The organism is Pseudomonas lutea, assembly GCF_000759445.1.
In the GTDB taxonomy this organism is placed as follows: domain Bacteria; phylum Pseudomonadota; class Gammaproteobacteria; order Pseudomonadales; family Pseudomonadaceae; genus Aquipseudomonas; species Aquipseudomonas lutea.
Genome location: NZ_JRMB01000001.1, coordinates 1,814,009 through 1,827,587 on the forward strand (window position 1 = coordinate 1,814,009; position 13,579 = coordinate 1,827,587).

The window sequence follows — 13,579 nt, forward strand, 5'->3', positions numbered from 1 at the left end:
TGTCCAAGGCGACACTGCCTGCACTGAGGCACGCGGTTTATTTACGCCCCAAATCCTGCAACCAGTCATTCATGTTGCCGGGCAGCAGCAGCTCATGCCGGGCGCGGGAGCTGGCGGTGTAGAGAAGTGAGCAGACGCTGGCCAGGGAATGCACCGAGCCTGCGCGGGGTGGGCGCATGAGGTCGCGGGACAGGAGCACGGAGTCGAATTCCTGGTTCTTCACGTCTTCGACCTTGGCCAGTTTGAGGATGGCGGCCGGGTCGTTGCAAAAGCGCTGGGCCGTCTCGATGAAGTCCTGCAGACGGTTGCCCTGGCCGAGCCATTCGTGCACCGCCTTGAATTCATGGCTGCCGCCCATGGCCGAAGCGAGCGCGTCCCAGTAGGCGTAACGAAAGATCAGCCGGTGCTGCGGGCGCAGGTCCTCGCGGTACAACAGGTCGAGGCCTTTGACGAACAGCGTCAGGTGTTCGAGCGTGCGTGGCGGCAACTGAAAGCGCGCGCCCGCCTCGGTCAAGCGCTTGAACCAGGCAAACAAACCCCATTCGTTGGCGACCAGAATCGTGGTGGGCTTTTCCGGAATCGGCATCACGCCGTGGCCGATGATCCGCGTCGGGTAAGGTGCGCGGCCAACGAAGCCTTCCTTGATGTCGCTGGGGTGCAACTGAATCATGGGATTGAGCACGTCGGCCATCTGCCGCCCGGCGCGAATCGACTGCGTCATGAAGCGCTGGCGAATGAAACCGCCATGGCGCGGGGCCTTGCCGCTGAGCTGCTGGAATTCGTCGCCCAAGGTGATGACCGCCTGTGGGCTGCGATCCAGGATCTGCACCATCGGCGCGGTCAGCTCATGGCTCTCGTCGATGATGATGTGCGTGTAGTTTTCCGGGATCACCTCATCGGTCAGCGCCAGAAACTTGATCCGGTGGCTGTTGCGGATCGGCAGACGAATGTGCGGCGCAGACGGCCTGACCGTCTCGCGCCACAACACCCGGCTGTATTCCAGTAGCAGGGCGATGTCCGCCTGACTCGCGGCATGGCCCAGCGAGGGCAAATGCCGGGCTTCAATCGTCGCCCGCGAAGACAGGCTGAAACTGTGCACCGTGCTGCGGCACACCCGCGCCACCTCACGTGGCTGCAGGGCACCGACGGCCTGGAAATTCAGCCACTGCGCCACCTGCCTGTCATCGACCAGCGAGCTTGCACCCGTGCGGTGGGTGTCGGTGTTGCGCCAGCCGCGAGCCGTCAGGTCGCGGTTGAGCAGCAGATTGGCCATATGGCCGAAGGTACACGCATTGATCCGCGCATCCGGGCAGGACTGACGCACACGGGCCTGAAGTGCTGCAACCTGGCCCGGAAAAGTGGCCATCAGCAAGGTCTTGTCTGGCACCAGCACTTCAAAAAACTTCGCCAGCAAGTACGTCTTGCCCACCCCGGCATAAGCCTGCAGGTGAAACGACTCTTCGTTGCAGACTTTGAACTCGTCGAAGATCCGGCTCTGCTGGTCACTCAGGCGCAAGACATCGCCGGAGGGCATCACGATTTCGCGGGTCAGCGGCTCCAGCGTGTCGCGATGACGCAGGCCGAAGCCGAAGTCCCACTGCCCTTCCCCATCCAGGTAATCCTGGCGCTCGATGTCGACCTCTTCGAGCAAGCTGACGCCAGCCACCTCGATGACGGCAAGCCCTGCGGCGAGGCGTTCGGCCGTAAACCTGCCGCGCAGCAGATCGGCGAAGCGGCCGCCCGCGTCTTCAACCGAGGCGGCCGCGCGCATGACGTCATCCAGCATGCGTTCGAGCTGTTCGACGGCGGTGTTCTGCGCCATCAGCGCGTCGAGATTGAGCAGCAACATCAACGCGGCAAGTTGTGGCCGACCCGCCTGGCTCAGGAAGTCTTCCAGCGGTTCGCCAGCCGCCAGGCCTTTGCACACCGCTTCGGTCAGGGGCAAAAACAGCGACGGGGGTGGCGCGAAGGCAGCGGTTGATCTCATTGCGGGGGCTGGGTCCTGAGCGGCGCGTGGGCGCGGGCAGTCAAAAAGGAGCACAGCTTACTCCTGCCACCCGACGACCGCCCACTGGCGTGTCGCTGCCAATGCTCAGACGCTGACCGGCCGCCCGCGCCGTCGACCGTCAAACCCGGCTCTGCTGCTCACCGGTCACGCCTGCCCGGGTATGTTCCGAGCCGCCTTCGGCCACTTCCTGATTGCGGCTTTCGATCCACATCACCAGCGGGGTTTTGTCGGAGCCGTCTTCGGCCACGAGCGGCGCAATCTGCAGGCAGGTGCGGCCATCGGCGCAGCTGGAGTGAGTGGCGGCATTGGCCTGCACAGCGAAACCGGCGAGCGCGAAAGCCAGGGCGGACAACGTGGTCTTGATCGGTGTCATGGTGTGATCCTCACGAAATTCATCAGTAATGAGCGGGCTGGGCCGTCGCAAGCGTGACGGCCGGTCGGCGCGTGACTCAGTTGTCCTGCGGGCAGTTCTGCGAAACGGTTTCGTAGTTGAGGATCTGCTGCTGACCCTGGGAATCGAGGTAGCGCAAGTGGGCATTGACCACACCGCACGCCGGGGTCGGATCGACTTCGGTGGCCAGCGCCTTGGCGATGTCCAGATGCTCGCCATACATGTAGTTATGCGCTTGAACAACCGGCTGGGCTTGTGCGTTCAGGGCACCGAGGCTCAGGGCGGCAAAGAGAGTGGCGATGCTGAGGTTTTTCCAGTTCATGATGTTCTCCGGTATCTAAAGGGTCATTCGTCAGGGGTTCGAGGCGGTGTGTGTCTGTCGTCTCGATGGGTCCCATTGAACGCCCCTCAGGTATCTCGCTTGTGTCGCGAACCGCCGGAAAAACATCCTTACGTGTCAGAGCGCGCCGCAGATACACAGCGATACATTCGCGCCGAAAAATCCGCATTTTGAATGCGCGTGTATGCCCGACGCCGCCAGATACAGTGGAATACAAACGCCGGCAGGCAAGTCACGCGCGACTGGTTAAGATGCGTCACACACCCATGAACACTGGAGCAGGGCCAATGGAGCACGTCGATCACATTCTGATTGTCGATGACGATCGGGAGATCCGGGAGCTGGTGGGCAACTACCTGAAGAAGAACGGCCTGCGCACCACCGTGGTGGCGGATGGCAGGCAGATGCGTTCGTTTCTGGAGTCGACGCCCGTGGACCTGATCGTGCTCGACATCATGATGCCCGGGGACGACGGCCTGGTGCTGTGCCGTGAACTGCGCACTGGCAAGCACAAAACCACGCCGGTGCTGATGCTCACTGCCCGCAGTGACGAAACCGATCGCATCATCGGCCTGGAGATGGGGGCTGATGATTATCTGGTCAAACCCTTCGCTGCCCGCGAGCTGCTGGCGCGGATCAACGCCGTGCTGCGTCGCACGCGCATGCTGCCGCCCAACCTGGTCGTGACTGAAGCCGGTCGGCTGCTGGCCTTCGGCAAGTGGCAGCTGGACACCACCGCCCGCCATTTGCTGGATGCCCAAGGCACGGTCGTCACCCTCAGCGGTGCGGAATACCGCCTGCTGCGGACGTTTCTCGATCACCCGCAGCGGGTCTTGAGCCGCGATCAGTTGCTTAACCTGACTCAAGGCCGCGACGCCGACCTGTTCGACCGCTCCATTGATCTGCTGGTCAGCCGCCTGCGCCAGCGCCTGGCCGACGATGCGCGCGATCCCGCCTATATCAAGACCGTGCGCAACGAGGGCTATGTCTTCACCTACGCGGTGGAAATTCTCGGGGACAACCCATGAAACGCGGTTTTGGATGGCCGCGCACGCTGGCCTCGCGGCTTTCGCTGATCTTTCTGATCAGTTTGGTGCTGGCCCACGGGCTGTCCTTCGGGCTGCAGTTTTATGAGCGCTACGAGTCGGCGATGACCACGATGCTCGGCAACATGGAGCGCGATCTGACCACGACGGTCGCGATCCTGGAGCGTCTGCCGGTCGAAGAGCGCCCGTCCTGGCTGCCGCGTTTTGAACACCCCACCTACCGCTACGTCCTTGGCCCCGGGCAGACCGGCACGCCGGTGGACATGGACAAGGCGCCGATGTCGGTGCATTCCATGCAAGACAGCCTGGGTCGCGACTACACGTTGACGTTCAATAACATCGCCGACAGCCACCCGCACTATCAGGCGCATCTGACGCTTAAGGACGGCAATCCGCTGACCATTGACGTGCGCCCGCAGATTACACCGCTGTCGCCGTGGCTGCCGCTGCTGCTGATCGGTCAACTGGTGCTGCTCATCGCCTGCACCTGGCTTGCGGTGCGCACGGCGATTCGGCCGCTGACGCGCCTGTCCCATGCGGTCGACAACCTCGACCCGAACGGCGAAGGGATTCGGCTGGATGAAAGCGGCCCGGCCGAGGTGGCGTTCGCCGCCGTGGCGTTCAACACCATGCAGCAACGCATCGCGGCCTACGTGAAGGAGCGCATGCAGCTGCTCGCGGCGATATCCCATGACCTGCAGACCCCCATTACGCGGATGAAGCTGCGTGCCGAGTTCATGGACGATGGCGTCGAGAAGGACAAGCTGTGGAGCGACCTGAGCGAGATGCAGCATCTGGTGCAGGAAGGCGTGGCCTATGCCCGTAGCATGGACACGTCCACCGAGACGGCACGGCGGGTGGACATGGATTCTTTCCTCGACAGCCTGGTGTTCGATTATCAGGACGTTGGCCGTGAGGTCGAGTTGTCGGGCAAAACCGGCGCAGTCATCGACACCCGTCCCCACGCGCTGCGCCGGGTGCTGGTGAACCTGACCGACAACGCCCTGAAGTTTGGCGGCGCGGCGCAGATTCAAGTGCTGGCCAACCCGGACAACAGCCTGTCGCTGCAAGTGCTGGACCGCGGCCCCGGCATTGCCGAAGCGCAACTGTCCGAAGTGCTCAAGCCGTTTTACCGCGTGGAAAGCTCGCGCAACCGCGACACCGGCGGCACTGGTCTAGGGCTGGCGATTGCCCAGCAATTGACCATCGCTTTGGGCGGCACGTTGAGCCTCAGCAACCGCGAAGGCGGTGGCCTGTGCGCGCAACTGAAACTGCCGGCGCGGATAGCGACCGGCACGGTGAAGATCACGGACCTCTAATGACTTTGATCGTCCTCACGCTCCGCGCGGAGACGATCAGCATCAAAAGCTTCCCGGCTAAAGCCGGTCCCACTGAAGGCGACGCGTGCGGTCAGTGGGACCGGCTTCAGCCGGGAAGCTCTTGAACTGCTGGGATCTGCTTTGATCCGCGTTCCATCTTTGTGCGCAGAAGGCTCAGTCACCGCCAAACGCGACCGGGGTGCAGGCTGGACGCAGGTTTCGCGCAGTGGCGCCGGGGCACATGAATGCGGCAAGAGCCTCACACGATTCTGAAAATAATTTTGAATCAGCCGCTGGAGGCACTCAGCGGAATGCGTGAAACACCCTGTATCATTCGCCGCGCTTCCCTCCCTCTACGTAGCGAAATCAAGGACTGTTCATGCGTATCCGCTCCCTGACCCCACTTGCATTGATCATCGGCGCGACGCTGGGCGGCCAGGCCCAGGCCAGCAGTGACGACTCCTGCTACCCCGACTGGTCGCTGCTGCACGATTCGCTGGACGTCTGCAACAACCTGCCGTTCCTCACGCCCGGCAACGACAGCCGAGTCAATCTGCGCCTGCTGCTGGCGGATCGCAACGCAGTGCCGCTCAAGCCCAATGCGTTGACTGACCAGGAGCTCGCCGAAGGCTACGGCCCGGTGCCGTTCGCCGCATTTCGGTTGGCGAATGAAGACATCGAGGGCGACGAGAGCGAAGAATCCGGCGCCGCGGCCATGAGCGACCTGCTCGGCAAGCTCGGCCTTGCGCGCGACAGCAACGACACCGCAGGCCAGGCGTTCCTTCAGGGCGAAGGCAGCCGCTGCCGCAGTAACCGCGACGAAAGCGCGGCCGACTTCATTGGCCAGTTGGTGGACACCGAGGGTCTTGCCGTCGAGGAGCGTCAGTCACTGGCTCGCGCCCGGTTGCAGATGCTGCAAGCCTGTACCTGGGAGGGGGATGCTCAGGCCGGCCTGGTGCCGTCCACTGTTCAATCGCCTGAGGCCAGGGCGTTTGCTGCGTACCTGCAAGCCGCGATGGATTTCTACAACGGCCGCTTCAGCGAGGCCGAGAAGGCTTTCGCCAGCCTCGCCGACACTGCGCAGCCCTGGCTCAAGGAAACATCGCTGTACATGATTGCCCGCACCCGGCTCAACGCCGCGGAACAGGACGCCTTCGACGAGTACGGTAGCCTGAAGGAGGACCGCGACCGTGCGGCTTACGACAGCGTCGCCGAGGCATTCGATCGCTACCTCAGCGCCTACCCCGACGGCCATTACACGCGCTCGGCCAGGGGCCTGCTGCGCCGGGTGCACTGGTTGGCCGGGGATGCCGACAAGCTCGCCGCCGATTACACCTGGCAGCTCACAGAAGCAGGCGACGCGCGCGCGTCTGCCTCGCCGGAGACGTTGATCCAGGAGGCCGACAACAAACTGCTGACCGGCCTGACCGGTGCCACCTCGTCGGCACTGATAACCGCGACCCATGACTTGATGATCATGCGTGCGAACCTGCCAAATCCGCTGACCCGCGAGCAATTGTTGGCGCAGAAGTCGTTGTTCGATCAGCAGCCGGCGATGTTTGACTATTTGCAGGCAGCGTTCGCGTTTTATGTCGACAAGAAGCCCGCCGAAGCACTCAAGCGCTTGCCGAACGACATCCCCGAAAAGCTGGGTTACCTGGCGTTCAGCCAGCAGACCCTGCGCGGCCTGGCCATGGAAGCCGGGAACGATCTCCCGGCCGCTCAAGCGCTGTGGCTGAAATTGCTGCCTCTGGCGCAGCAGCCCTTGCAGCGCGAGCAACTGGAATTGGCACTGGCGATGAACTACCAGCGCAGCGGGCAACTGAGGAAGGTGTTCGCCGGCGACTCGCCCATTACCTCCGCTCAGGTGCGTCTGATTCTGCTGGGCAAAGCCGCCGATGCGTCGCTGCTGCGTCAGCAGATCGGCGAGGGCATCAGCGACACCGAGAAAGCCACCGCGCAATTCGTTCTGCTCTACAAGGAGCTGATTCGCAGCCAATACGCCGCCTTTGCCGACGACTTGAAGGCGCTGCCGGAGACCCCGGCCGACACCAAACTGGGCACCAGCCTGGGGTATGTCTACGACGCCGGCCATTCGTTGCAGCTGTTCCGCTGGAACGGCGCCAAGGCCGAGTCCGGTTACGCCTGCCCGAGCATCGGCGAGGTCGCCGGCCTGTTGCAGACCAACGCCAGGGACGCAAAGGGCTTGAATTGCCTGGGCGAGTTCATCCTGCGCAACGGCCTGGACGGCATGCCGCTGGACCACCAGCCCGGCGCGGGTGAATTGGGCGGCAGCGAGCCCGCCTTCAAGGGCGACGTGTTTTCCCGGCTGAACGGCTACCAGACGGTGATCGCCGACAGCAAGGCGTCGTCGGATGACAGGGCCTACGCGTTGTTCAGGGCGATCAATTGCTACGCGCCGTCGGGTTATAACAGCTGCGGCGGCAAGGACGTGGCGCCGGCAGTGCGTAAAGGCTGGTTCAAGCAGCTCAAATCCACCTACAGCGGCACTCGCTGGGGCAAATCGCTGCAGTATTACTGGTGATCTCCCGGCGCTGGACCCGGCGTGCAAGGGCAGCTTGCAGCGCGATGTTGATGCTGACCGCGGCCCTGACGAGCACCACGAGCGGCGCCGCGGTCAATGCCCACGATCATGACGCGTTCTGGTTATGGAGCGGTGTGGCGACGCAGCCGGTGCTGGATCAGGCGCAAACGTTGTACGTGCTGCAGGGCCAGATCAGCGCGCCGCGATCAGACCGCCAGGCAGTGCGGCTGATTGCGCAAGGCATGGGCGTAAGGCGCTTGCCGCAACGGCAGGTGTGGATCGTCTACCGCGCCCATTCGCTGCGTTGGCCCGAACCGGTTTACAAACAGCTGTTGGCCCAGGTGCAGCGCTGGCGAAACACCGGCACCGCAGTCACTGGCGTGCAGATTGATTTCGACGCACGTACTCGTTATCTGCAGGACTACGTCGCATTTCTCAAAAACCTGCGCCAACGCTTGCCGCCTGAGCTGAAGCTGGGCATTACCGGGTTGATGGATTGGGGGAGCAACGCAGACTCGCGAGCGATCGGCGAGTTGAAAGGCGTGGTCGATGAGGTCGTGGTGCAGACGTATCAGGGCCGCCACAGCATCCCCGATTATGCCGCTTACCTGCCGCGCATCAGCCGAATGGGCCTGCCGTTCAAGATCGGCCTCGTGCAAGGCGGGGAATGGCAAGCACCCGGGTACTTGCAGGACAGCCCGTGGTTTCGGGGGTACGTGGTGTTTTTGTTGAATCAGAACTGACCGAGCTCGACGTCAAAACGCAGATCCCTGTAGGAGCCGGCTTGCTGGCGAATGCATTTAGTCAGCCGCCATCTTCCTGGCAGACCCACCGTGTTCGCCAGCAAGCCGGCTCCTACAGGACCTGCCCACCCGTCGAAACCACGGTTGCCGATCCCCCTATTGCTCGTGCCCACGCTCCGCGTGGCTATGCGTCACATGACGCTCCGCGTCCAATCCCGGCTGACGCCGATCTCACCGTCTGCGCTGGCCTTGCTGGCTGAATGCAACCTACAAGGAGCTGGCTTGCTGGCGAACGCATTCTGCCTGTGACGAATCGGTTGACTGACACGCCGCCTTCGCGGGCAAGCGCGCTCCTACAGGTTGATCTCACCTCAACCGCAAAACCATCCCCGTGGGACCGGCTTCAGCCGGGAAGGCCTCAGTCGCCGCACCGCAAACTCCGATCTCAAACCTCAATTTCCAGCAAGGATGCACCAGCCGTGTATGTGGTGTTTCCGTTGAATCAGAGCCGGCCAAATCGGCGCCGAAACACAGATCCCTGTAGGAGCCGGCTTGCTGGCGAATGCATTTAGTCAGCCGCCATCTTCCTGCCAGAGCCACCGTGTTCGCCAGCAAGCCGGCTCCTACAGTACCTGCCCACCCGTCGAAACCACGGTTGCAGATGCCAGCTCGTGCCTACGCTCCGCGTGGCTATGCATCACATGACGCTCCGCGTCCAATCCCGGCTGACGCCGATCTCACCGTCTGCGCTGGCCTTGCTGGCTGAATGCAACCTACTGTAGGAGCCGGCTTGCTGGCGAACGCATTCTGCCTGTGACGAATCGGTTGACTGACACGCCGCCTTCGCGGGCAAGCGCGCTCCTACAGGTCGATCTCGATCCAACCGCAAAACCATCCCCGTGGGACCGGCTTCAGCCGGGAAGGCGTCAGTCGCCGCGCCGCAAACTCCGAATCTCAAACCTCGATATCGAGCAACGCCGCGCCCAGCGCCTTGCCGTGGGCGTCCAGCGCCAGTGACCGTGTCACGCCGCCCTTGAGAATGCCTGGCAGCACGAAATTGAGCGCATGCACATTCGGCAGCTCAAAGCGTCGAACGCGCGCCGCATCGCCCCCCAGCAGTTCAGCGAAATGAGCGGCGACGCGTTCCACTGTCAGGGCCACAAGCAATCGCGGGTAGTCCTCGGGTCTGAATGCGATGACCGAAATGTTTGACGTATCGCCCTTGTCGCCGGTCCGGGAATGGGCCAGTTCCCGCAGTTTTGTCGTGCTCACGAGGCATCCTCCAGATGGACACGCGGCTGCACTGCATCGCGCGGCAGCAATAAAGACGCCACGGCAACGACCTGGCGCACGCCCTTGGTGGCACCGCCGCCGCCGTAAGGCCCGTTGGTGTAAAGGGTCTCCACTTCATTGCCGATGCGCACGGCCTGGGCCTTGTCCGCACAGCGGGCCGCCACGCGCAATCGCACCTCCCAGGGCTCGGCGGTCGTGCGCGTGCCCAGCGCAGAGCCATGCAGGGCGTCCACGCCAATCAGCTCGGCGCGCACTTCATCAAAAACCACGCCAGTCAGGTGCAGGCGCTCCAGCACCACGTCCCGAGCCAACGTCGCGCGGGCCACGGCACCGGGCCCGCCATAGGAGATCTGCCCCTCGCCGATCCAGCCGTCGAGATAGCCTACCGAGACCTTTAACGTCTGGGGTCGAGCGCGACCATCAGCGCCTTCAGCCCGCACCTCGCTGGCCGCGACCATGCTGAACGACACGCCGGAGAAGTCCGCCGTGACGTCCGGGGTGAGGTACGCCGCCGGATTGTGTACCTCATAAATCATCTGCTCGGTGCAGGTGGCCGTGTCGATGCGCCCCCCTGAGCCCGCCACTTTGCTGACCACCGCCCTGCCCTCGGCATCGACTTCGGCCAGGGGAAAGCCCAGGCGCGCCAGGTCCGGCACGTCTTTAACGCCCGGATCGGCAAAATAGCCGCCGGTGATCTGTCCCGCGCACTCCAGCAGATGCCCCACCAGCGTGCCGCGTCCCAGCCGCGTCCAGTCGTCCTCAGCCCAGCCGAACTCGAACAGCTGAGGCGCCAGAAACAGCGACGGGTCAGCGACACGTCCGGTGATCACCACATCAGCGTCCGCCTGCAGCGCTTCCACTATCCCTTGCGCCCCGAGGTAGGCGTTGGCAGAAATCAGACGGTCGCCCAGCGAGCCCAGCGTCGCGCCGTTATCCAGTAACTGGCCGGGATCGGCTTGCAGGACAGCCAAAACGTCATCCCCCGTCAATGCGGCAACCTTCAACCCTTGCAGACCCAGCTCGACCGCGATGCGCCGCACCTCGCGCGCGGCCGCCAGCGGATTGGCCGCGCCCATGTTGCTGATCAACCGCAGTCGACGCTGCCCCTCTTCGCGCCCGCGCTCCACGAACGGCAGAACGCGGCGCATGCGTTCGCCCAGCAGTGGATCGAAACCCGCCTCGGGGTCGCTGAGCCGTGCCTGTTGCGCCAGCGCAATGGTGCGCTCGGCCAGGCACTCGAACACCAGGTAATCCAGATCGCCCTTTTCGGCCAGCTCGACCGCCGGCTCGATGCGATCCCCTGAATACCCGGCACCCGAGCCGATACGTAGACTTTTCATTTAAAACACTCCCAGCAGCAATGCGGTCAGGGTCATCAGCACCGATGCGCCGAACAGGAACGGAATGGTGAAGCGCTGGTGGTCGGCCAGTTCGACCTTGCACAGCCCAACCAGCAAGAACGTCGCAGGGGTCAGCGGGCTCACCGGAAAGCCCGTGGTGTGTACGCCCAGCAGCGACGCCTGCGCCACCTGCAGCGGATCGACGCCCAAGGCGCGGCCAACCTCGGCGATCACCGGCATGACGCCAAAATAGAAAGAGTCGGGGTCGAACAGCAGGCTCAGCGGCATCGACAGAAAACCCACCACCATCGGGATCAGCTTGCCGTGACCGGCCGGAATCTGCGCCACGGCCACTTCGGCCATGGCCTTGAGCATGCCGGTGCCCTGCATTATGCCGGTGAACACGCCCGCCGCCAGCAGGATGCTCGCCATGGTCAGGGCGGTCTTGGCGTGGGCGTCGATGCGCGCGCGCTGGGCATCGACATTGGGGTAATTGATGCACAGCGCCAGCACTGTGCCGACCATGAACATCACCACCGGGTCGACCCAGCCGGAAATCATCACGGCCATCACCACTACCGTGAGCAGCAGGTTGAGCCAGAACAGGCGCGGCCGACGCAGCACTTCTTCCTGCTCTGTGAGCACCCGCTGCGGCACCACATCAACCGTGGCGCCTGCCCCCAGCCCAAGGCGTTTCTCTTCCCGACGCCCGAGCATCCAGGCGCTGAAAAACACGAACGCCAAGCCCACGATCTGCACCGGAATCAATGGTTGAAACAGCTCCGAGACCGGCACATGCAATGCCGCCGACGAGCGCAGCACCGGGCCGGTCCAAGGCAGAAAGTTCACCCCTGCCGCCATCGCCGCGACGCAGGCGAGAATGCGTCTGTCGATGCCCAGCCGCGTATACAGCGGCAGCATCGCCGGGATTGTCACCAGAAAAGTCACCGCACCCGAGCCGTCGAGGTGCACCAACAACGCCAGCAGCGCGGTGCCGACCACAATTCGGGTAGGACGCGTCCCGACCGTGCGCAGGATGCGGTCGATGATCGGGTCGAGCATGCCGGCGTCGGTCATCACCCCGAAGAACAGGATGGCGAACACGAACATGCCGACCACGGGGGCGACGTTCTTGATGCCGGTGATGATGAACCCGCTGGTTTGCAGACCGAAGCCGGCAATCAGCGCGGCAATGATAGGCAGCGCAATCAGGGCAACCAGGGGCGAAAGGCGTTTGCTCATGACGGCGGCGAGCAAGCTGAGGATGGTAATGACACCGAAGGTGGCGAGCATGATGGATCCTTTGTCGTCCCTGACCGGCAGGCGGCGGGAGAGCTGTTGTTGTTTTCAGCGAGTATCAAAACGGGGGTAAGCTTTGTAAATTGAAATGTTCGGTGAGCCACGTTCGGAAAAACCGAACGCCGTCTCCCGTGCGCCCAATCGAGGCACTGAGCGTTGAAAAACTCGATCCAGCACATTCGCGCCTTCCTCACCGTGGCCAACACGGGCAGCTTCGCCAAAGCCGCTTTGGAGTTGAACCTGTCGCCGTCTGCACTGACCGTGCAGATCCAGCAACTGGAGGAATGGCTCGGCGTACCCCTGCTGGAGCGCAGCCCGCGTCAGGTCACGCTGACTGCTGCCGGCCAGAACAACCGCGGCCCGATGGAGAAACTGCTGCTGGATCTGGACAACATCGTCAGCGGCTCGCGGGATCTGGCAGCGCTGCGCCGGGGCGTGGTGACCATTGCCGCGCTGCCTTCGATGTGTTCCGGCACGTTGCCGCCGATCCTGAAAACCTTCCGCGAGCAATTCCCCGGCGTTGAGGTGCGCCTGCGTGACGTGGTGGCGCAGCGGATCGATGCGTTGGTGCGTGAGGGCGAAGTGGATTTCGGGCTGGGTGTGCGGGCCCGTGTCGGTCACGGGTTGGCGTTCGAGGTGGTGATGGTCGACCGGCTAAGCCTGTTTGTTCCTGCGGATCATCCGCTCGCACGCAAGCGTTCGGTCACCCTGCAGGCACTGACCGGACAACCGATCATCCTCACCGGGCGAGACAGCAGCGTGCGCGAGCGGGTGGAGCACTTATTTGCAGAAGAAGGCCTGGTGCTCACGCCCGGGCTGGAAGCGAACTACATGTCGACGGTCATGGCGCTGGTGCGGCAAGGCCTGGGGATGACATTGCTGCCGGAATCCGCCAACGAAGGCCGAAGCGATTTGGTGCAAGTGCGGGTCGAGCATCCCGGGGTGTGTAGGGAAATAGGGCTGATCACCCGAACGGGTGTAAGCCTGAGCCCCGCCGCCCAGAGATTTGTCGAGACAATGACGCACACACTGTCATCGTAAATTGCGTAGGAGCCGGCTTGCTGGCGAAGGCGTCCGTGATCACGCATCGCCCTTCTGTGACGTGGCAGGTTCGCCAGCAAGCCAGCTCCTACAGTCGATTTCGACCATTCCCGTGATCTGCGGCGGACAGAATTCCGCAGGCCGTCCACCGCTGCTGCCTGAACACCACCTGAACGGCTGAACAAGAAGCAGGATTTTGCAAAAAAACCAGTAC

11 protein-coding genes are annotated in these 13,579 nt (G+C 63.3%); 5 read left to right on the forward strand and 6 right to left on the reverse strand.

What is annotated here, in order from left to right; translation table 11 throughout:
- Window positions 1–37: 37 nt before the first annotated feature.
- The 3 genes from LT42_RS07800 to LT42_RS07810 all read right to left on the reverse strand — a co-directional run bounded on the left by LT42_RS07800 (window position 38) and on the right by LT42_RS07810 (window position 2,721).
- On the reverse strand, window positions 38–1,987 hold the full coding sequence (locus LT42_RS07800; RefSeq protein WP_052075181.1) for an AAA family ATPase: 1,950 nt from the start codon (window positions 1,985–1,987) through the stop codon (window positions 38–40).
- A gap of 139 nt (window positions 1,988–2,126) precedes the next feature.
- On the reverse strand, window positions 2,127–2,381 hold the full coding sequence (locus LT42_RS07805) for a hypothetical protein (protein ID WP_052075184.1): 255 nt from the start codon (window positions 2,379–2,381) through the stop codon (window positions 2,127–2,129).
- Window positions 2,382–2,457: 76 nt separating this feature from the next.
- On the reverse strand, window positions 2,458–2,721 hold the full coding sequence (locus LT42_RS07810; protein WP_037011334.1) for a DUF2790 domain-containing protein: 264 nt from the start codon (window positions 2,719–2,721) through the stop codon (window positions 2,458–2,460).
- Between the two features lie 305 nt (window positions 2,722–3,026).
- Here LT42_RS07810 and LT42_RS07815 point away from each other — a divergent pair, with 305 nt between their 5' ends.
- From LT42_RS07815 to LT42_RS07830, 4 genes are all read left to right on the forward strand, one after another.
- Window positions 3,027–3,767 (forward strand): response regulator, encoded by a 741-nt coding sequence (locus LT42_RS07815; RefSeq protein ID WP_037011335.1) that lies wholly within the window; start codon window positions 3,027–3,029, stop codon window positions 3,765–3,767.
- The gene (locus LT42_RS07820) at window positions 3,764–5,104 is read left to right on the forward strand and encodes an ATP-binding protein (RefSeq protein ID WP_037011336.1); all 1,341 of its coding nucleotides are present in this window, start codon (window positions 3,764–3,766) and stop codon (window positions 5,102–5,104) included. Before LT42_RS07815 ends, LT42_RS07820 begins: the two co-directional genes overlap by 4 nt.
- A 379-nt stretch (window positions 5,105–5,483) precedes the next feature.
- Entirely contained in the window at window positions 5,484–7,649 is a 2,166-nt protein-coding gene (locus LT42_RS07825) for a PA5441 family protein (protein WP_037011338.1), read from the forward strand.
- A gap of 44 nt (window positions 7,650–7,693) precedes the next feature.
- Complete coding sequence (locus tag LT42_RS07830) at window positions 7,694–8,392, forward strand: DUF3142 domain-containing protein (protein ID WP_037011341.1); 699 nt, start codon at window positions 7,694–7,696, stop codon at window positions 8,390–8,392.
- Between the two features lie 954 nt (window positions 8,393–9,346).
- Here the strand turns inward: LT42_RS07830 and LT42_RS07835 are convergent.
- The 3 genes from LT42_RS07835 to LT42_RS07845 are packed head-to-tail and all read right to left on the reverse strand — an operon-like array spanning window position 9,347 to window position 12,318.
- A complete protein-coding gene (locus tag LT42_RS07835) occupies window positions 9,347–9,664 on the reverse strand; it encodes an AtuA-related protein (RefSeq protein WP_037011343.1) in 318 nt (105 codons plus the stop codon).
- Window positions 9,661–11,025, reverse strand: a complete 1,365-nt coding sequence (locus LT42_RS07840) for an acyclic terpene utilization AtuA family protein (protein ID WP_037011345.1) — start codon at window positions 11,023–11,025, stop codon at window positions 9,661–9,663. Before LT42_RS07840 ends, LT42_RS07835 begins: the two co-directional genes overlap by 4 nt.
- On the reverse strand, window positions 11,026–12,318 hold the full coding sequence (locus LT42_RS07845) for a CitMHS family transporter (RefSeq protein ID WP_037011347.1): 1,293 nt from the start codon (window positions 12,316–12,318) through the stop codon (window positions 11,026–11,028).
- 162 nt (window positions 12,319–12,480) lie between these two features.
- Between LT42_RS07845 and LT42_RS07850 the strand changes: the two genes are divergently transcribed.
- Window positions 12,481–13,365, forward strand: coding sequence for a LysR family transcriptional regulator (locus LT42_RS07850; protein ID WP_037011350.1), 885 nt, complete (start codon window positions 12,481–12,483; stop codon window positions 13,363–13,365).
- Window positions 13,366–13,579 lie beyond the last annotated feature (214 nt).